A 19,015-nucleotide genomic window follows, 5' to 3' on the forward strand; every position below is an offset into this window, starting at 1 on the left:
CCGCCCACACACGCGCACAGTCCGGGAGGCGGATGACGCCTCCCGGACCGGTCCGCCACCCGCGGGGATGAAGGTGGCGGTGTCCCCCAGCCCACTGGATCCAGTACAGCGGGCCGACCCACGCAGATGCCATGGAACCGCTCCCCCGGTGGCCGGAGAAGAGCGCACGGACGGGCGCACGGCCACACGCACCGGGGCACGCGGCGACAGCCCGTGCACGGTGCGTACAGGGCCGTACTTCCGTACGGACCACAATCCCGCCATCCGGAACAATGCCCCTTAACGCTTGGGATGCGGCGAACTACGCTGGGTTTACGAATGCCGCGTGGTTATGCCAGCGCGGCAGCCGTCTGTGTCGAGGGGTGGCGCATGTCCAGGGAGCAACGCGGGCCGAACGAAAAACTCGGCGCCGTTCTCGCCCTCGCGGGAATCAGCAACGCGGGACTCGCCCGACGCGTCAACGACCTTGGCGCCCAACGCGGGTTGACGCTTCGCTACGACAAGACGTCCGTGGCGCGCTGGGTGTCGAAGGGCATGGTGCCGCAGGGTGCGGCGCCGCACCTCATCGCCGCCGCCATCGGTCAGAAGCTGGGCCGTCCGGTGCCGCTCCACGAGATCGGCCTGGCGGACGCGGATCCCGCGCCCGAAGTGGGGCTCGCCTTCCCGAGAGACGTGGGCCAGGCGGTGAAGTCGGCGACGGAGCTGTACCGCCTCGACCTCGCCGGCCGCCGGGCGGGCGCCGGCGGCATCTGGCAGTCCCTCGCCGGGTCGTTCGCAGTGAGCGCATACGCAACGCCCGCCTCACGGTGGCTGATAACCCCCGCCGACAGCTCGGTCGCGCGGGAGGCGGGCTCCGCCGAGGGCTCCGGCGCACCGATCAAAGTCGGCCACAGCGATGTGCGGAAGCTGCGGGAGGCCGCCGAGGACGCCAGACGGTGGGACTCCAAGTACGGCGGCGGGGACTGGCGTTCGTCGATGGTCCCGGAGTGCCTGCGGGTGGAGGCGGCACCGCTGCTGCTCGGCTCCTACTCCGACGAGGTCGGCCGCGCCCTGTTCGGGGCCTCCGCGGAGCTCACCCGGCTCGCCGGCTGGATGGCCTTCGACACCGGGCAGCAGGAGGCCGCGCAGCGGTACTACATCCAGGCGCTGCGGCTCGCGCGCGCGGCGGCGGACGTCCCCCTGGGGGGCTATGTGCTGGCCTCCATGTCGCTCCAGGCGACGTACCGGGGCTTCGGGGACGAGGGGGTCGATCTGGCACAGGCCGCCCTGGAGCGGAACCGGGGCCTGGCGACCGCCCGCACCATGAGCTTCTTCCGGCTGGTCGAGGCACGGGCCCACGCGCGGGCGGGGGACGCGCAGGCGGCGGGTGCGGCGCTGAAGGCGGCCGAGGGGTGGCTGGAGCGGTCCCGTCCCGGTGACAACGATCCCTCCTGGCTCGGTTTCTACGGGTATGACCGGTTCGCCGCGGACGCCGCGGAGTGCTACCGCGATCTGAAGGCACCTCGGCAGGTCCGGCGGTTCACCGAGCAGGCCCTGTCGAAGCCGACGGAGGAGTTCGTGCGGTCGCACGGGCTGCGGCTGGTCGTATCCGCCGTGGCCGAGCTGGAGTCCGGGAACCTGGACGCGGCATGCGAGCAGGGGGTGCGGGCCGTGGAGGTGGCCGGGCGGATCTCTTCGGCGCGGACGACGGAGTACGTGAAGGATCTTCTGCATCGGCTGGAGCCGTACGGGGACGAGCCTCGGGTGGCGGAGTTGCGGGAGAGGGCTCGCCCGCTTCTGATGGCGCCGGCGTAGGGCCGCGCCGCTTCGGCGTCTGCCGGGTTGCTGTGCTTCGGTGGCTGCGGCTTCGTCGTGGTCTCTCGCGCAGTTCCCCGTGCCCCTTTCGGGGCGCCGCCCCCGACCGGCGTTTGAAGGCACTGTCAGTGGCGCAGTGCACTATCGATGGCGGAGGTGGTGCAGGTGCGGGTCGGTGCGTATGACTGCGACGTGCTCGTGGTCGGTGGGGGGATCGTCGGGCTGTCGACGGCCTATGCGATCACGCGGGCCGCGCCGGGTACGCGTGTGACCGTGCTGGAGAAGGAGTCCGGGCCCGCCCGGCACCAGACGGGGCGCAACAGCGGGGTGATCCACAGCGGGATCTACTACCGCCCGGGCTCGCTCAAGGCGCGGTACGCGGTGCGGGGCGCCGCCGAGATGGTGAAGTTCTGCGCCGAGTACGGCATCGCGCACGCCGTCACCGGCAAGCTGATCGTCGCCACCGAGCGGGAGGAGCTGCCGCGACTGCACGCGCTCGTGCAGCGCGGCCGGGAGAACGGCATTCCGGTGCGGGAGCTGGGACCCGCGCAGATCATCGAGTACGAACCGGAGGTGCGGGGCCTCGCCGCCATACACGTCGGCACGACGGGGGTGTGCGACTTCGTGGGCGTGGCGCGGGAGCTGGCGCGCGCGTCCGGGGCGGACATCCGGTACGGCGCCCGGGTGGTCCGTGTGGACCGGCGGGCCGACCGGGGCGTGGCCGTGCTCACCGCGGCCGGGGACGTGGTCCGCGGCCGGGTGCTGGTGAACTGCGCGGGGCTGTACTGCGACGAGGTGGCCCGGCTGGCCGGCGACGAGCCCGAGGTCCGGATCGTGCCGTTCCGCGGGGAGTACTACGAGCTGGCGCGGCCGGAGCTGGTGCGGGGGCTGGTGTATCCGGTGCCGGACCCGGCGTTCCCGTTCCTCGGGGTGCATCTGACGCGCGGGATCGACGGAGGCGTGCACATCGGCCCCAACGCGGTGCCGGCGCTGGCCAGGGAGGGGTACGACTGGGGGGTCGTACGGCCCCGGGAGCTGGCCGGGACGGTGGCGTGGCCGGGATCCTGGGCGATAGCCCGGCGGCACTGGCGGTACGGCGCGGGTGAGCTGCACCGCTCGGTGTCGAAGGGCGCGTTCCTGGAGGCCGTGCGGAGGCTGCTGCCCGCGGCGGAGGCCTCGGACCTGGTGCGGGCGCCCGCCGGGGTGCGGGCGCAGGCGGTGCTGCGGGACGGGACGCTGGTGGACGACTTCCTGATCCGGGAGGGCGCGCGGGCGGTGCACGTGCTGAACGCGCCCTCGCCGGCCGCCACGGCGTCCTTGCCCATCGGGCGGGAGGTGGGGCGCCGGGTGCTCTCGCTGCTCGGTTCGCTGTAGGGCGGCACCGGCGCTCCGTCCGGTGCCGGCGGGCGCCGTAAAATCTGTCTTACTGTGTCTGACTTTCTCAACGCCTCCGAAGCCCCCTCCCCGGCCTCCCACACCCCCGGTGTGTCCGTTCGGCACACCCGGGCCAAGGGGGAGCCGCGGTTCCCGGACGGGCCCAAGGCCGATCCCGCCGGGTCCCACTTCGAGCGGCGGATCCGGAGCTTCCAGCCGCGGCGGAGCCGGGTGACGGCCGGGCAGGCCGACGCGCTGCAGCGGCTGTGGCCCCAGTGGGGACTGGACATCGACGGGCAGCGGGTGATCGACCTCGGCGAGCTGTTCGGGAACGACCGTCCCGTGGTGCTGGAGATCGGCTTCGGGATGGGCGAGGCCACCGCGCAGATGGCCGCGGGCGACCCGGACACCAACATCCTGGCCGTCGACGTGCACACCCCGGGCCAGGGCAATCTGCTCAATCTCGCCGACCAGAACGGCCTGTCCAACGTCCGCGTGGGCAACGGCGACGCGATCATCCTGCTCCGCGAGATGCTCCGCCCCGACGCGCTGGACGGGCTGCGCGTCTACTTCCCCGACCCCTGGCCCAAGAAGCGGCACCACAAGCGGCGGCTGATCCAGCCCGAGTTCCTGTCGCTCGCCGCGACCCGGCTGAAGCCCGGCGCGCTCGTGCACTGCGCGACCGACTGGGAGCCGTACGCCGAGCAGATGCTGGACGTGCTCACCGCGCATCCGGACTTCGAGAACACCCAGGCGGACGGCGGTTTCTCGCCGCGCCCCCGGTTCCGGCCGCTGACCCGTTTCGAGGGGCAGGGACTGGACAAGGGTCATGTGGTGAACGATCTGCTGTTCCGGCGCGTACCGCACAGCCAGGACCGATAATCCGCTCCAGCCCCTCGTCCCGTCACCGTTAGGGTCGATGCCGTGGCCACCAGTCCTCCGTTTCCGACCTGTCCCCCGAGCCCCGGCGACGGTGTGCTCCGCCACCCGCACTGGTGGCAGCGCAGGTGGGTGCGGTACGGAGCACTGAGCAGCCTGCTGGCGCTGTCCGGCCTGGTCATCCTGGCGCTCGTGCGGCGGCAGACCGGCACGGAGGGGTTCCTCGTCGGGCTCGGTCTCGCCGTGCTGCCCGTGCCCTGGCTGATAGCCGCCTTCCGGTGGCTGGACCGGGTGGAGCCGGGCCCCTGGCGGAACCTGGTCTTCTCCTTCGCCTGGGGCGCCTGTGCCGCCGCGCTGATAGCCATCGTGGCCAACAGCTTCGCGACCCGGTGGATCGCCACCTCGACCGCGGATCCGGCCAGTGCCGACACCCTCGGCGCCACGGTGATAGCACCGATCGTGGAGGAGTCCGCCAAGGCCGCCGCCGTGTTGCTGGTGTTCCTCTTCCGCAGACGTGACTTCACCGGGATCGTGGACGGCGTGGTGATAGCGGGGGTCACCGCCACCGGGTTCGCGTTCACCGAGAACATCCTCTACCTCGGTACGGCCTTCGGGACCGACCAGCTCACCGGCGACCGCGGCATCGCCTCCGTCACCGCCGCCACCTTCTTCGTGCGCATCGTGATGTCCCCGTTCGCGCACCCCCTGTTCACCGTCCTCACCGGCATCGGCTTCGGCATCGCCGCGCTGTCCGCCGAGCGGCAGCATGTACGGCGGGTTCTGCTGCCGGTGTGCGGGCTGCTGCTCGCGATGAGCATGCACGCCTTCTGGAACGGCTCCTCCACCTTCGGCGAGTACGGCTTCTTCGCCGTCTACGCCGGCTTCATGGTGCCCGCGTTCGGGCTGCTGACCTGGCTCGCGATCTGGACGCGGCAGCGGGAGCTGCGGACCGTGCGGGCGGAGCTGCCCGCGTATGTGCTGGCCGGGTGGCTGGGGCCGGCCGAGCCGTTCGCGCTCTCCTCGATGCGGGCGCGGCGGATGGCCCGGGACTACGCCCGGCACCACCATGGTCGCCCGGCGGCACGGGAGGTGGCGCGGTACGAGGCGTACGCCACCTCGCTGGCGTTCCTGCGGCACCGGGGGCGCACGGGGAGGGCCGGGGCCGACTTCGTCGTACGGGAGCGGGAGTTGCTGGACGAGCTGTGGAAGCGCAGGACCGTGGCCCGGCCCGCGCTGGAGTACGCGGCACGGACGGCCGCGCCGGTACGGCCGGTGTACGCGGGGCCGGTGCCGTACGGGTACGGCTGGCCGACGGCTCCGTACCCCGCGTACAACCCGTACCGGACGTAGCCCCGAGAACTGGCTGACTAGGCCGACGCCTCCGTCAGCTTCGCCAGCTCGGCATCCGTCAGCCTGAGGTCCGCCACGCCCAGCAGGGCCGGGAGCTGCTCCACCGTGCGGGCCGAGGCGATCGGGGCGGTGACCGTCGGCTGGGCGGCGAGCCAGGCCAGGGCGACCGTGGCCAGCGGGGCCTCATGGGCCGCGGCGATCTCGTCGAGGGCCGCCAGGACCTTCTGGCCGCGCTCGGATTCCGCGTACTCCTGGGCCCGGCCGGCGCGGGCGCTGTCGACGGTCGTACCGGGGCGGTACTTGCCGGTGAGGAAGCCCATGGCGAGCGCGAAGTACGGGACGGCGGACAGGCCCTCGCGGGCGACGAGGTCCTGCAGCGGGCCCTCGTAGGTGTCGCGGGAGACCAGGTTGTAGTGCGGCTGGAGGGCGACGTAGCGGGCGAGGCCCTCGCGGTCGGAGAAGTCGAGGGACTCGCGCAGGCGCTCGGCGGTGATGTTGGAGGCGGCGATGTGCCGGACCTTGCCGGCCTTCACCAGCTCGTCCAGCGCGCCGATGATCTCCTCGACCGGCACCTCGGGCTTGTCGAAGTGGGTGTAGTAGAGGTCGATGTGGTCGGTGCCCAGGCGGCGCAGGGAGGCGTCGGCGGCTGCCTTGATGTTGGCGGCGGACAGGCCCTGGAACTCGGGGTGCTGGCTGACCTTGGTGGCGATGACGACATCGGCGCGGTTGCCGCGCGCCTTGACCCACTTGCCGATGATCGTCTCGGACTCGCCGCCCTGGTTGCCCTCGATCCAGGCGGTGTAGGCGTCGGCGGTGTCGATGAAGTTGCCGCCGGCCGCCGCGTAGGCGTCCAGGACGGCGAAGGAGGTGGCCTCGTCGGCGGTCCAGCCGAAGACGTTGCCGCCGAGCGCGAGCGGGAAGACCTCAAGATCGGAAGAGCCGAGTTTACGAAGTGACGTCATACGTCATGTCAACGCCGGCGGGGGACGATCGCATCCCGCCGCCGGCGTCGAATTCCGGCCGAACGCCCGGCTGTCAGGGGTTGAGGCCCTTGCCCCGCAGCCACGCCATCGGGTCGATGCCGGTGGCCTGGCCGCCCGGGTGGACCTCCAGGTGCAGGTGCGGGCCGGTGACGTTGCCGGTGGCGCCGACGCGGCCGATGACGTCGCCGGTGGAGACCTTCTGGCCGGCGGAGACGCTGATCGAGGACTGGTGGCAGAACCACAGCTCGGTGCCGTCGTCCAGGGTGAGGATCGTGCGGTAGCCGTAGGCGCCGGCCCAGCCCGCCTCGGTGATCGTGCCGCTGTGGACGGCCTTGATCAGGGTGCCGGTGGGGGCGGCGAAGTCAAGACCGGTGTGGTAGCCGGAGGACCACATCGAGCCGGCCTGGCCGAACGTGGAGGTGATCGTGTACGAGGAGGTCGGCAGCGTGTACTGCTTGGCCAGCTTGGCCAGCCGCTCCGCCTCGGCCTTCTCGGCGGCCTCGGCCTTCGCCTTCGCGGCGGCCTTCTCGGCGGCGTCCTCCGCCTCCTCCTTGGCCGCGGCGGCCTTGGCGGCGGCCTCCTTCTCGGCCTTGGCGGCGGCGTCGGCGGTCTGCTTCTCGGCGGCGGCGAGCACGGTGGCGGTGGCCTTGCTCTCGGCCTGGCTCTGCTGCTGCTCGGCCTGGGCCATGATCCGGTTGCGCAGGGCCTCGCCCGCGTCGCCGTCCTCGGCGTCGGCGGCGGTCGTGCCGACACCGCTCAGCGTGGTCGTCGCGGCCTCGGCCGGCTGGGAGTCGGAGCCGTCCTCGAAGAGGGAGCCGACGGAGGGCAGGTCGGGCAGGGAGATCGAGACCGGCGGCTTGCCGGTGTGGGCGCTGGCCATGCCGCCCGCGCCGACCGCGGCGATGACGCCGACGCCGAGGACGGTGGAGCTGCGCGCGAGGCCGCCTCGCTGCTTGGCGACGCGGTGCCGGCCGCGGACCGGGGCGACGGAGTCCGCGGTGGGGTTCCACTCCTCCCAGGGGCCCTCTTCGGCGCGGTAGGCGTCGTAGCCGAAGGTCTCGGTGTCGCGCTGTGCCGGTATGAACGGGGCTTCGGGGACAGGCCGGTTGGACGCCACGCGGGCGTGCTCCTTTCCTTCCTCCGCCTACCGGGTTAGCTGACGGGTTCGGAGCAGGAAGGTCTCCTACGCGCGTATACCGGTCGTGGACTCCGTGAGTTCACGGCGGTATCTGCGTGATTCACCCCAGGGTGGTGGTTCCCCGGCTCCCTTGCGGGATTCGGCGCGTGCGCACGGAGCCGCCTCTTGTGACGGCTGGGACGACCGCGCTGCGTTATCGAACGTTAATAGACCCGCCAGTGACTTTCCAAGCCCGTTCGGCTTGATCATTCACGATTTTGACGGCGGAGCTATGCGCCATTACCCCGTCAAACCGGGCGAGTTGACCGGGATGCGGGAGCGTTCAGTAGTCACTGAAGGTTTTGATGGTGACTCAGGCGTTATGCGGAGGGCGTCCATCCGGTCACCTTCGGTGATGATCACGGGGGCGCAAGAAAGCGGGTGTGCAAGCACCCCTCCGCATGACGTATGCTGGTGACACAACGACGCGGGGTGGAGCAGCTCGGTAGCTCGCTGGGCTCATAACCCAGAGGTCGCAGGTTCAAATCCTGTCCCCGCTACTGAAGACTCAGGGCCCGGAATCCATCGGATTCCGGGCCCTGAGTGCTGTCAGCCGAGCAGATGCCCGTTCGGCGCCTTGGCGAGCGCCTCCAGTTCCGGGAGCACGACGACCTGGGCGCCCGCGGCGGTCAGGACGCCCGTGCCGTCGGCCGCGGCGACGAACGTGTCGGGTTCGCGCCAGGCGGTGACCACCCGGCGTACCCCGGCCCGCAGGATCAGCCGGGCGCAGGGCGCGGGCCGGGAGGCGCGGCGGGCACAGGGCTCCAGGCTGCTGTAGACCGTGGCACCGGCCAGCCGGGGATCGGCCGGGCCGATCTTCGCGAGGGCCGCCTCCTCCGCGTGGACCACGGGATCGGCGCCCTCGCGCGAGTGGCCCCGGGCCAGCTCCGTACCGTCGGCGGCGACCACGACCGCGCCGACGCTGAACGCCGTCTCCGAGGGCGGGCACAGCGCGGCGAGGTCACAGGCGGTGCGCAGCCAGTGGCGGTCGGCGGCGGTGGGCAGCGGGCCGGTGCCGGGGGCCGTGGGCGCGTAGCGCATGAGGACGACGTCCTCGATCCGCCGGGTGTCGAGCAGGCGCAGACGTCCGCCCTGGTAGGCGCCCGGTCCGAAGAGGCGCGGGGCCGCGGGGTCGCCCACGAACAGCGGGGCGAGGACGAGCTGGAGTTCGTCGGCGAGGCCCTGCTGGAGGAGCTGGGTGTGGACCGTGCCGCCGCCCTCGACCATCAGCCGCCCGACTCCGCGCACGTCGTGGAGATGCTCCAGCAGGGCCCGCCAGTCCAGGGCGGGGCCGAGCGGGACGACGTCGGCGGTGCGCCCGAGGCGGCGGGCGGCGGGTCCGGCGCCCTTGTCCGTCGTGTAGACGAGTTTCTCGCCGCCGGTGTGCCAGAAGTTGGCCCCGGGGTCGAGGTCGCCGGAGCCGCTCACGGTGACCTTCAGCGGGTACTCCGGCTTGCCCGCCGCCGTGCGGGCCGCGCGCCGCTCGGCGGAGTTGACCAGCAGGCGGGGGTTGTCGGCGCGGATCGTGCCGGCGCCGACGAGGATGGCGTCGACGGAGGCCCGTACCTCGTCGACCCGGTCGAAGTCGGCCGGGCTCGACAGCAGGAGCCGCTCGGGGCCGGTGTCGTCCAGGTAGCCGTCGAGGGAGACGGCGGCGGACAGCAGGACGTACGGCAGGGGCATCGGCGCGCTCTCTTCCGGCGGCGGACGGCTTGGTTCAAGTTTGAAACAAACCTACACTGGCGGCATGACGACCCGCTGGCTCAGCCCCGAGGAGCAGCGCGCCTGGCGCGCCTACATCGCCGCCTCCCGCCTCCTGGAGGACGCGATCGACCGGCAGCTCCAGCAGGAGGGTGGCATGCCGCACCTGTTCTACACGGTGCTGGCCAACCTCTCCGAGGCCCCCGACCGGCGGCTGCGCATGACCGATCTCGCCGAGACACTGAAGATCACGCGCAGCCGGCTGACGTACGCGGTGACCCGGCTGGAGCGGGACGGGCTGGTGCGCCGGGAGGACTGCCGCCGGGACAAGCGCAGTTCGCTCGCGGTGCTGACGGACGAGGGGATGGCCGTACTGGAACGTACGGCACCCGGGCACGTCGAGGCGGTGCGCGCCTCGGTGTTCGACCGGCTCACCCCGGAGCAGGTCGGGCAGCTGGAGGAGATCTGTACGGGGATCGCGCGCGGGCTGCTGGGGGATGCCGAGGAGTCCGGGGCGGGTGACGTCCCGTGGCGGCGCCGTTCGCCCTGCTCGCCGTAGTCACTCGCCCGAGCTGATTGCTTTAACTTTTAAGCATGGGGTAGGGTCCGTGCGAAACACTGCTTCAAATCTGAAGCATCTGTCCCGGAGGGACCCGCATGCCCGACATCCCCGACGCCACCCCGCGCGCACGCGTCCGGGTACCGCTGCGCTTCGCCGACGGCTACGGCGTCGACGCGGAGCTCGTCACCTTCCACGGCCTCACCGACGGCCAGGAGCACCTCGCCGTCGTCCTCGGCGAACCCGGCGAGGTCCCGCTGGTGCGCCTGCACTCGGAGTGCCTGACCGGTGACGTCTTCGGCTCGGCCCGCTGCGACTGCGGGCCGCAGCTGCGCGAGGCCGTCGAGCGCATCGCCGACCGCGGCGGCGTCCTGCTCTACCTGCGCCAGGAGGGCCGGGGCATCGGCCTCTACAACAAGCTCGACGCGTACGCCCTCCAGGACGAGGGGCTCGACACCTATGCTGCGAACGCCGCCCTCGGGCTCCCGGAGGACGCCCGCGACTACACGGCCGCCGCGCAGATGCTCGCCGCCCTCGGCATCACAGAGCTGGACCTGCTGTCCAACAACCCCGACAAGGCCGCGCAGTTGCGGACGCTGGGGGTCGCCGTACGGGACCGGGTGCCGACCGGTGTCTTCACCACGGCCCACAACGTCCGCTACCTGCGCGCCAAGGTGCTCCAGACCCAGCACACGCTGCCGCTGGCCGAGCTGACGGCCGGCTAACTCCTCGCCCCCGCGGGCCGGCCCGGGAGGCGGAGCGCCGACAGGGCGCCGAGGGCGAGCAGCGCGGCCGCCACGGCGTACGTGAGCCGGAAGCCGGCCGGGTCCGGGCCCGTCGCGCCCAGCACCACCGACAGCAGGGCCGTACCGACCGACGCGGCCAGCTGGGCGTTGATGCTCAGCGCGGTGCTCGCCCCGGGCAGCCGGTCCGCGGGCAGGTCGCGGGTGGCGGTGGTCATCGTGGGCATCAGCGTCATGCCCGCGCCGACGCCCATCACCATGCCCGCGGCGACGATCCGCCAGGGCGCGACCTCGGCCGTACCGGTCTGCCAGGCCAGCAGGACCATGCCGAGGGCGCCCACCGCGCACCCGGCCGCGACCAGCCGGCGCGGTACCGCCTTGTCGATCCGCCGGGCCGCGATCTGCATCGTCGTCCCGACCACGAGCCCGGCCGGCGCGCCGAGCAGCCCGGCCGCCGTCGCGCTCAGGCTCCGCTCCTGCTGCCAGTACAGCGGTCCGAGCAGCATCGACCCGAAGTAGCCGCAGGTGAACGGGGCGAGCGTGCCGATACCGGCGGCGAAGGTACGGTCCCGCAGCAGCCGCAGATCCAGCAGCGGCCAGCGGACGGCGAGCGCCCGCCGTACGAAAGCCGCCGCGAGCAGGGCACCGGCGAGCGTCGGCACCAGTACGCCGGGGGCCGTGAAGTCCCCGCGCTCGCCGCCGCGGGACAGGCCGTACAGGAGCAGGGCCAGGCCGGGCGAGAGCATCAGCACGCCGGGGACGTCCAGCCGGGGCGGCTGCGGACCTCGGGCGTCCGGGGCGTCCTTGGGCAGCAGGCGGACCGCGAGAAGCAGGGCCAGGGCGCCGACGGGCAGGTTGATCAGGAAGATCCAGTGCCAGGAGACGGCGTCGACCAGCCAGCCGCCGAGCACCGGTCCTGCGACCGGGCCGACCAGGATGGGCAGCCCCAGCAGGGCCATCGCCCGGCCGAGGCGGGCCCGGTCGGCGACCCGCATGCCCATCGCCATGCCGACCGGCTGCAGCAGCCCGCCGCCCAGCCCCTGCACCGCGCGGAACGCGATCAGGCTGGCCGCGTCCCAGGCACAGGCGGCGAGCAGGGAGCCCAGCGTGAACAGCGCGAGCGCGAGCGTGTAGGTGCGCTTGGCACCGATCCGGCCCATCGCCCAGGCGGCGACCGGGATGACCGCGGCGAGCGCGAGCGTGTAGGCGGTAGCGGTCCACTGGATGGTCTCCAGCGGCGCCCCGAAGGATTCCGAGAGGTGCCGCAGCGCGACGTTGACGATGGTCATGTCGAGCACGGACATGGTGGTACCGAGGACCACGACGGTGACGATGCGGTAGAGGGCGGTGAGGGTGGCGGAAGCGGATACCGGGCCCTCTGTGGCGTCCGGGGCGGGGACCTCGGTGGCGGCCGGAGCCAGGAGCGCGTCGGCATCCAGAGCCGGGGTCGTGGCCGCGTCAGCAGCCGGCTGAGCGCGACGGCCGGACCCGGCAGAGCGGAAGGTGTTCATCTCCGGCCGCCTCAGCCCGCGTAGGGACGCTCGGTGCGCGCGGTGCGCAGGGTCCGGCCCCACCAGGCGAGCTGGCCGAGCATGCCCTTGGCGGCGCCCGCACACACGTCGGCGTCGCGCGGGGCACCGTCCTCGCCGAGGCCGGACCACGGACCGTGCAGGCTGACCGAGTCGCGCACGGTCACGGCGTGCAGCTCGGCGAAGACCAGCCGGAGCTGCTCGACCGCGCGCAGGCCGCCGCCGAGACCGCCGTACGACACGAAGCCGACCGGCTTGGCCTGCCACTCGCGTTGGTGCCAGTCGATGAGGTTCTTCAGGGCGGCCGGGAAGCTGTGGTTGTACTCGGGCGTGACGACCACGAACGCGTCGGCGGCGGCGAGCCGCGGCGAGACGTCCCGCAGCGCGGCGACGGTCTCGGGGCTCGGCGTCCCGCCCCAGCCGGGCAGCACCAGCGGCAGGTCCACCTCGGCGAGGTCGACGACGTCGAGTTCCAGGCCCGGGTCGGCGGCGGTGGCGAGGAACCAGTCGGCGACGGCGCGCCCCTGACGCCCCTCGCGCACGCTGCCGAGGATGACGGCGACGCGGAGCGGACGGTCTTCAGCGGCACGGACATCGGTAGCGGACACAGCTGTCCCCCTCTTTTCTGCGAACTCTTCTGAACACCAGCAAGGTACAACGCTCGTTGTAAAAACTACAACGAGCGTTGTAAGTCAGTTAGAGTTGGCTGGTCGCAAAGGGAAGGGGCAGGCGTGGGCCACACGAACGAGTCACCGCGCAAGCTGCAGAAGCAGATGGACATCGCGAGCGCGGCCTGCACGGTCTTCGGCCGGGAGGGCTACGCCCGCGCCTCCGTCGACGCGCTCGCCGCCGCGGCCGGCGTCTCCACGCGCACGCTCTACAACCACTTCCCCGGCGGCAAGGCGCAGCTCTTCCAGACGGTCGTGACCTGGACGTCGAGCGAGGTCCGCGACGCCCAACTGGCGCGTCTGCACGCCGTACTGGACCCGGAGCGCCCGCCGCACCCCGGCGACCTGGAACGGGATCTGGTCGCCCTGGCCCGCGCCTTCCACCGGCTCATGACCGACTACGCCAACCACTTCGCCCTGGTCCGCCACATCCACGCGGAGGCCGACCACGTACCGCCCGAGGTCCTCACGGCCTGGCACGAGGCCGGCCCGGCGCCGGTCGGCCGGGCCCTCACCGAGGCGATGACCCATCTCGAAGCCGCCGGCCTGCTGAACCTCCACGGCGACGCGTCCCTGGCGGCGAGCCACTTCACGGCCCTGATCTCGCACCGGATCATCCAGACGACCCACTACGGCGTCCTGCCCCTGCCGGAACCGGAGACCGACCGTCTGCTCAGGGCCGGGGTGAGCGCGTTCCTCCGGGCCTACGAGGCGGCACAGGCGTAGGCACGACATACCACTCCACATGCAGTACTCTGCCCGGAGTGATGACCGGACCCCCTCGCACCCGGAGCCGAGACCCATGGTGAGACGGAACGACCAGCGGCGCGCGGCACTCGTCGACGCGGCGATCGAGGTACTGGCCCGGGAGGGCGCGCGAGGGCTGACCTTCCGGGCGGTGGACGCCGAGGCCGCCGTACCCACCGGCACCGCGTCCAACTACTTCGGCAGCCGCGACGACCTGCTCACCCAGGCCGGCGCCCGCGTCTACGAACGCCTCCAGCCCGACGAGGCGACCTACGAGCGCCAGCGGACCGCGCCCCGGGACCGGGAGACGTACGCGCAGCTGATGCGTGAACTCGTCGGCCGCATCGCCTCCTTCCGCACCGGCTACCTCGCCCTGCTGGAGCTGCGCCTGGAAGCCACCCGCCGCCCGGAACTGCGCACGATCCTCACCGAACGCGTCCGCGCCGACCTCGCCGCCAACGTCGCCTACCACGAGGCCTCGGGCCTCCCCGGCGACGCCACGGCCGTCAAACTCCTCTACCTCGCCCTGAACTGGCTGATCGTCGAGCAGCTCACCCTTCCGGACGTCCTCTCGGAGAAGGAACGGGACGAGCTGGTGACGGCGGCGGTGGAGCGGATCGTGCGGGAGGGCTGAGCCAGACCCGCCGCACCCCCGAAAACGAAGCAGCGCCCGAGTCGGCCGAAGCCGACCCGGGCGCTGCGCAGCAGGTCAGAGGGCATAGAGCCCGCCTGCGGAACCGTAGGCCCTGTGGGACTCGAACCCACAACCAATGGATTAAAAGTCCACTGCTCTGCCAATTGAGCTAAGGGCCCAGGCGATGTTGCCTGTCCGAGCATAGCCGGACGAGGCCGTGTCGCCGATCGGGTATCGGGGACACGGCCACGTCGGACCGGTCGGGAGGGGCGGGATGGTCAGATTTCGGCCGGGATGGGAGTGGGGGCGAGGAACCAGTGGCGGGCCGACGCCAGCCACCAGGTCGTCGCGAAGCCGAGGACGACCAGGACGGCCACCGGGGCGTAGTTGAAGGTCTTCCAGGTGACCGGGGAGACCTGCGGCAGCATGAAGAGGACCGTGATCGCCAGCACCCAGGCCACCGAGACGACCCCGATCGCACCCGACCAGCGGCCCAGGTGCCAGGGTCCGCGGTCGAAGGCGGCGCCCTTGCGGACCCGGAGGAAGGTCGGGATGACGTACGCGATGTAGAGGCCGATGACCGCGATCGACGTCACCGCCGCGTAGGCCGTCGTGTTGATCAGGTAGGGCAGGCCCAGGGCCAGCGCGCCGAGGGCGGCCAGCCAGACCGCGGCCACGGGGGTACGGGTGCGCGGGCTGACCGTGTGCCAGACACGGGAGAAGGGCAGCGCGCCGTCCCGCGAAAAGGCGTAGATCATGCGGCTGTTGGCGGTGACGGAGGCCATGCCGCAGAAGAGCTGGGCGCCGATCACCACCAGGAGGAGGAGCTTGCCGGTGGTCGCGCCGAGCGCGTCCAGGAGGATCTGGGCCGGCGGGGCGCCCGTGGGGGAGGCCAGCTCCTCGTCGTACGACTGGATGGCGAACGTGAAGCCGAGGAGCAGGACGAAGCCGGCGATCCAGGAGGTCCAGATCGAGCGGACGATGCCCTTCGGGCCCGCCGTGGCCGCGTCGTGCGTCTCCTCGGTCATGTGGGCGGAGGCGTCGTAGCCGGTGAAGGTGTACTGGGCCATCAGCAGGCCCAGGAGTACCACGTACGGGCCGCTGCCCCAGCCCGTCCGGTTGACGAACTCGGTGAAGACGAACGCCGGCGACTGGTGGTGGTCGGGGGTCAGCGCCAGCGCGGTGACGATCAGCGCCACTCCGAGCACGTGCCACCACACGCTCACGCTGTTCAGGAACGCCACGATCCGGACGCCGAAGGTGTTCAGCAGGCCGTGGAGGACGAGGATCGCCGCGAACAGCAGGACCGTGCGGCCCGGGGTCACCTCGAAGCCGAACTGGAGGTTCAGGTAGGCGCCCAGGAAGGAGGCCGCGCCGAAGTCGATGCCCGCGGTCACCGCCACCTGGCCCAGCACGTTGAACCAGCCCGTGAACCACGCCCAGGCCGCCGCCGACCGCGGGGGCGCCAGCCGGTGCGCCCAGAAGTACAGGCCCGCCGAGGTGGGGTACGCCGAGCAGATCTCGGCCATCGACAGGCCCACGAACAGCGTCATGAGGCCCACCGCCACCCAGCCCCAGGTGATCACGGCGGGGCCGCCGGTGGTCATGCCGAAGAGGTAGAGCGTGAGGCAGCCGGAGAGGACCGAGATGATCGTGAAGGAGACGGCGTAGTTCGAGAACGCCGACATTCGGCGGGCGAGGACCTGGGTGTAGCCGAGCTGGGCCAGCCGTTCCTCGTCCGACAGGCCGGACGCTCCCCGCTGTCCGCTCACTCTCGCGTCATCTGTCATGCCCCCAGCAATTCCCTCGGCGGGGGTGTGATATGCGCCACTCGGGTACGGGAAAGGGCCCGTACGAACAGTGTCGTACGGGCCCTTCCCGATGCCTCACTCGGCGTCAGCCGTTGCGCTTCCAGCGCGGCTTGTCCTCGCGGCGTCCGAAGGAGCCGGTGCCACGGTGGTCGTCACGACGGCCGTAGGGGCGGTCGTGGCCGCCGGAGCGGAAGCCCGGGCGGTCGTCGCGGCGGTCGCGGTTGAACGGACGGTCGCTGCCCCGGTGCCCGCCGCGCTCGTCCCGGCGGAAGCCGCCCCGGTCGTCGCGGCGCTCGAAGGAACGGCCACCGCGGTCATCGAAGGAACGGCCACCGCGGTCACGGTCGAACGGACGGCGCTCGCCCCGGTCGCCCCGGTCGTCGCGGCGCTCGAAGGAGCGGCCACCCCGGTCGTCCCGGCGCTCGAAACCACGGCCGGCACGGTCGTCACGACGGTCGAAGCCACGGTCACGATCGCGGTCCCGGTCGAACGGACGGCGGTCACCCCGGTCACCCCGGTCGTCGCGGCGCTCGAAGGAGCGGCCACCCCGGTCGTCCCGGCGCTCGAAACCACGGCCGGCACGGTCGTCACGACGGTCGAAGCCACGATCGCGGTCCCGGTCACGGTCGAACGGACGGCGCTCGCCCCGCTCACCCCGGTCGTCGCGGCGCTCGAAGCCACGCTCGCGCCGCTCCCGGCGCTCGTACGGCGCCGAAGCCGCCGGACGCTCCTCGCGCTCGGTCTCGCGCTCCGCCGGCGCCTCGGCCACGGCCAGCTCCTCCGCCGCCGTCGCCTGGGCCTCGGCCACCGCGGCCTCCGGGTCCTCGCCGCGCTCGCGGGCGACCCGGGCGACCAGCCGGTCGGCCTCCTCGCGCAGCTCGGTCGCGCGGCGCTGGGCGCGCTCCAGCTGCTTGGTGAGCTGGGCGACCTCGCGCTCGGCCTGCTGGGCGGCGTTGCCCGCGGACTCGGCCTGGACCTCGGTCATGGAGCGGGCGCCGGTGATCTCGGCGACCTCCGGGTCGAAGGCACCGGCACCCTGGATGATGTGGCGGGCCGCGTCGACGCCGGCGTCCTCCATCAGGCGGAAGATCTGGCGCCGCTGGTGCGGCAGGGAGAGGGAGACGACCGTACCGGTGCGGCCGGCGCGGGCCGTGCGGCCGGCGCGGTGCAGGTAGTCCTTGTGGTCGCCCGCCGGGTCGACGTTCAGGACGAGGTCGATGCCGTCGACGTGGATACCGCGGGCGGCGACGTCGGTGGCGACCAGGACGTTGACGTAGCCGTCCTTGAAGTCGGCCAGGGTGCGGGTCCGGGCGCCCTGGGTCATGCCGCCGTGCAGCGCGTCGGCCTTCACGCCGGACTCGCGCAGCTGCTCGGCGACACGGTCGGCGCCCAGCTGGGTGCGGACGAAGATGATCGTGCGGCCCTTGCGGGAGGCGATCGCGGCGGTGACCGGCGCCTTGTCCTTGGGCTTCACGATGAGGATGTGGTGCGACATGGTCGTCACCGCGCCCTGGGCCGCGTCCACCTCGTGGGAGACGGGGCTGTTCAGGTAGCGGTCGACCAGGGTCTGGATCTCGTTCTCCATGGTCGCGGAGAAGAGCATGCGCTGGCCGCCGGCCGGGACCTGGTCGAGCAGCTCGGTGACCTCGGGCAGGAAGCCCAGGTCGGACATCTGGTCGGCTTCGTCCAGGACGGCGATCTGCACGTCCTCCAGGGAGCAGGCGCCGCGGTTGATGATGTCGCGCAGCCGGCCCGGGGTGGCGACCAGGATGTCGACGCCGCGCTCCAGGGCGTAGATCTGGTTGCCCATCGACGTGCCGCCGCAGACGACCTTCATCTTCAGGCCGAGGACGTCGCCGTACGGCTGGAGGGCGTCGGCGACCTGCATGGCCAGCTCACGGGTCGGGGTGAGGATGACCGCGCGGGGCTTGTGCTTCTGGGTGCGGCCGCCGGCCAGCGTGGCCAGGGTCGGCAGACCGAAGGAGAGGGTCTTGCCGGAGCCGGTGCGGCCACGGCCGAGGATGTCCTTGCCGGCCAGGGCGTCCGGGATGGTCGCGGCCTGGATCGGGAAGGGGGTCGTCACGCCGTTCTGTGCGAGCTTGCGCACGATGCCCTCGGGGAGGCCGAGGTCGGCGAAGGTGATCTGGGGGGTGGTGTCAGCGGCCTCGGGGGCCTCGGTGACCTCGGTCGTCACGTCAACGAGCTCGTTCTCGTTCTCGGACACGACGATCTGGTCAGTACTGGACACGGACATGCGAATGCGAAACCTTCCGGAGTCTCTTCGGCACGCGCCCGTCAACTCCGTGAGTCGCATTACGACCGCCTCAATGCGGTCCGCCACGGCAAGGGAGAGTACGCGCCACACGGCGCGCTCTGTGGTGGCGCCGGGCAAATGGGATCAAACGATCTACCACCATACGCACCTACCACCCCCCAAGGCAAACCGATCTGCATAAGCCCAGCTCAGCATCCTCTGCGCACGGAGCCGGCCGCCTCTCCGATCACGCCGCCACGCCCGCCGCGGGCGCCGGTTCCCGCTGCACCAGCTGCGGTCCCGTCTCCTCGTGCGCCGACGAGGACGGCTCGGCCGACGGCGGCTCGGAGACGGGCGGCGGCGGGGTGGAGGGCGGCGGCTCGGGCGGGGCGGAGCTGGCCGGGGGCGTCGGCGGCTCCTCGGTCGGCGCCGGGTCCTCGGGCGGGACGGTCTTCCCCGGCTTGCCCGGTTTGCCGCCCGGCTTCCCGGGCTTGCCCGGCGCCGCCGACGCGCTGCCCGCGCCCGCCGGGGTGGCGGACGCCGAGGCCGACTCCCCGCGCTTCTTCTTGCCGCCGTGACCGTGCTTGCCGTCGCCGACCGCACCGCCCTCGCCGGCGAAGCCGCCCACGCCCTGGACCGGGCCGCCGTCGGGTGCCTCGCCGCCGCGCTGCCCCGCCGAGTGGGCGGGCCGGGCCGGGCCCGCGTCGTCGCCCACGTTCACGCAGCCGGCGGCGGCGGTGACCGCCAGCACCGTGACGGCGAGGCGGACGGGTACGTACAAGGGGCGCACGGCGGCCACCTCCGGGGGCAAG

At 72.4% G+C, this 19,015-nt stretch carries 16 protein-coding genes, 2 tRNA genes and 1 riboswitch; of the genes, 9 read left to right on the forward strand and 9 right to left on the reverse strand.

Annotated elements, in window-relative coordinates; all coding sequences use genetic code 11:
- Positions 1–369: 369 nt before the first annotated feature.
- The 4 genes from ABZ937_RS32305 to ABZ937_RS32320 all read left to right on the forward strand — a co-directional run bounded on the left by ABZ937_RS32305 (position 370) and on the right by ABZ937_RS32320 (position 5,397).
- Entirely contained in the window at positions 370–1,794 is a 1,425-nt protein-coding gene (locus ABZ937_RS32305) for an MFS transporter (RefSeq protein WP_361696966.1), read from the forward strand.
- 156 nt (positions 1,795–1,950) lie between these two features.
- Positions 1,951–3,168 (forward strand): L-2-hydroxyglutarate oxidase, encoded by a 1,218-nt coding sequence (gene lhgO / locus ABZ937_RS32310; protein ID WP_361697116.1) that lies wholly within the window; start codon positions 1,951–1,953, stop codon positions 3,166–3,168.
- A 54-nt stretch (positions 3,169–3,222) separates the two neighbouring features.
- Complete coding sequence (gene trmB / locus ABZ937_RS32315; RefSeq protein WP_361696968.1) at positions 3,223–4,050, forward strand: tRNA (guanosine(46)-N7)-methyltransferase TrmB; 828 nt, start codon at positions 3,223–3,225, stop codon at positions 4,048–4,050.
- 42 nt (positions 4,051–4,092) lie between these two features.
- Positions 4,093–5,397, forward strand: a complete 1,305-nt coding sequence (locus tag ABZ937_RS32320; RefSeq protein ID WP_361696970.1) for a PrsW family intramembrane metalloprotease — start codon at positions 4,093–4,095, stop codon at positions 5,395–5,397.
- A gap of 17 nt (positions 5,398–5,414) precedes the next feature.
- Here the strand turns inward: ABZ937_RS32320 and ABZ937_RS32325 are convergent, their stop codons facing one another.
- Entirely contained in the window at positions 5,415–6,359 is a 945-nt protein-coding gene (locus ABZ937_RS32325) for an aldo/keto reductase (RefSeq protein ID WP_361696972.1), read from the reverse strand.
- A 73-nt stretch (positions 6,360–6,432) separates the two neighbouring features.
- Positions 6,433–7,497, reverse strand: a complete 1,065-nt coding sequence (locus ABZ937_RS32330; protein ID WP_361696974.1) for a M23 family metallopeptidase — start codon at positions 7,495–7,497, stop codon at positions 6,433–6,435.
- A 7-nt stretch (positions 7,498–7,504) separates the two neighbouring features.
- A riboswitch (cyclic di-AMP (ydaO/yuaA leader) is annotated at positions 7,505–7,673 on the reverse strand.
- Between the two features lie 310 nt (positions 7,674–7,983).
- On the opposite strand from ABZ937_RS32330, the gene ABZ937_RS32335 reads away from it, so the two are divergent.
- A tRNA-Met gene (locus tag ABZ937_RS32335) sits at positions 7,984–8,057 on the forward strand.
- A 49-nt stretch (positions 8,058–8,106) separates the two neighbouring features.
- Here the strand turns inward: ABZ937_RS32335 and ABZ937_RS32340 are convergent.
- Complete coding sequence (locus ABZ937_RS32340) at positions 8,107–9,240, reverse strand: dihydrofolate reductase family protein (protein WP_361696977.1); 1,134 nt, start codon at positions 9,238–9,240, stop codon at positions 8,107–8,109.
- Between the two features lie 64 nt (positions 9,241–9,304).
- Here ABZ937_RS32340 and ABZ937_RS32345 point away from each other — a divergent pair, with 64 nt between their 5' ends.
- Both ABZ937_RS32345 and ribA read left to right on the forward strand, forming a co-directional pair.
- Complete coding sequence (locus ABZ937_RS32345) at positions 9,305–9,817, forward strand: MarR family transcriptional regulator (RefSeq protein ID WP_361696979.1); 513 nt, start codon at positions 9,305–9,307, stop codon at positions 9,815–9,817.
- A 98-nt stretch (positions 9,818–9,915) separates the two neighbouring features.
- Positions 9,916–10,542: a GTP cyclohydrolase II gene (gene ribA / locus ABZ937_RS32350; RefSeq protein WP_361696981.1), complete on the forward strand. Its 627-nt coding sequence runs from the start codon at positions 9,916–9,918 to the stop codon at positions 10,540–10,542.
- Here the strand turns inward: ribA and ABZ937_RS32355 are convergent.
- Together ABZ937_RS32355 and ABZ937_RS32360 are read right to left on the reverse strand one after the other, a co-directional pair.
- Positions 10,539–12,071 (reverse strand): DHA2 family efflux MFS transporter permease subunit, encoded by a 1,533-nt coding sequence (locus ABZ937_RS32355; RefSeq protein WP_361696983.1) that lies wholly within the window; start codon positions 12,069–12,071, stop codon positions 10,539–10,541. The genes ribA and ABZ937_RS32355 overlap by 4 nt on opposite strands.
- A gap of 11 nt (positions 12,072–12,082) precedes the next feature.
- Positions 12,083–12,697 (reverse strand): NAD(P)H-dependent oxidoreductase, encoded by a 615-nt coding sequence (locus ABZ937_RS32360; protein ID WP_361696985.1) that lies wholly within the window; start codon positions 12,695–12,697, stop codon positions 12,083–12,085.
- Between the two features lie 123 nt (positions 12,698–12,820).
- Between ABZ937_RS32360 and ABZ937_RS32365 the strand changes: the two genes are divergently transcribed.
- Both ABZ937_RS32365 and ABZ937_RS32370 read left to right on the forward strand, forming a co-directional pair.
- Entirely contained in the window at positions 12,821–13,483 is a 663-nt protein-coding gene (locus ABZ937_RS32365) for a TetR/AcrR family transcriptional regulator (protein WP_361696987.1), read from the forward strand.
- A gap of 76 nt (positions 13,484–13,559) precedes the next feature.
- On the forward strand, positions 13,560–14,138 hold the full coding sequence (locus ABZ937_RS32370; RefSeq protein ID WP_361696989.1) for a TetR family transcriptional regulator: 579 nt from the start codon (positions 13,560–13,562) through the stop codon (positions 14,136–14,138).
- A 106-nt stretch (positions 14,139–14,244) separates the two neighbouring features.
- On the opposite strand, the gene ABZ937_RS32375 is transcribed toward ABZ937_RS32370, so the two are convergent.
- From ABZ937_RS32375 to ABZ937_RS32390, 4 genes are all read right to left on the reverse strand, one after another.
- A tRNA-Lys gene (locus ABZ937_RS32375) sits at positions 14,245–14,317 on the reverse strand.
- Between the two features lie 99 nt (positions 14,318–14,416).
- Positions 14,417–15,928: an amino acid permease gene (locus tag ABZ937_RS32380; RefSeq protein WP_361696991.1), complete on the reverse strand. Its 1,512-nt coding sequence runs from the start codon at positions 15,926–15,928 to the stop codon at positions 14,417–14,419.
- 106 nt (positions 15,929–16,034) lie between these two features.
- Positions 16,035–18,203, reverse strand: coding sequence for a DEAD/DEAH box helicase (locus ABZ937_RS32385; protein WP_361696993.1), 2,169 nt, complete (start codon positions 18,201–18,203; stop codon positions 16,035–16,037).
- Positions 18,204–18,450: 247 nt separating this feature from the next.
- Positions 18,451–18,993, reverse strand: coding sequence for a hypothetical protein (locus ABZ937_RS32390; RefSeq protein WP_361696995.1), 543 nt, complete (start codon positions 18,991–18,993; stop codon positions 18,451–18,453).
- Positions 18,994–19,015 lie beyond the last annotated feature (22 nt).

It is taken from the genome of Streptomyces sp. NPDC046727 (genome assembly GCF_040645635.1).
In the GTDB taxonomy this organism is placed as follows: domain Bacteria; phylum Actinomycetota; class Actinomycetes; order Streptomycetales; family Streptomycetaceae; genus Streptomyces.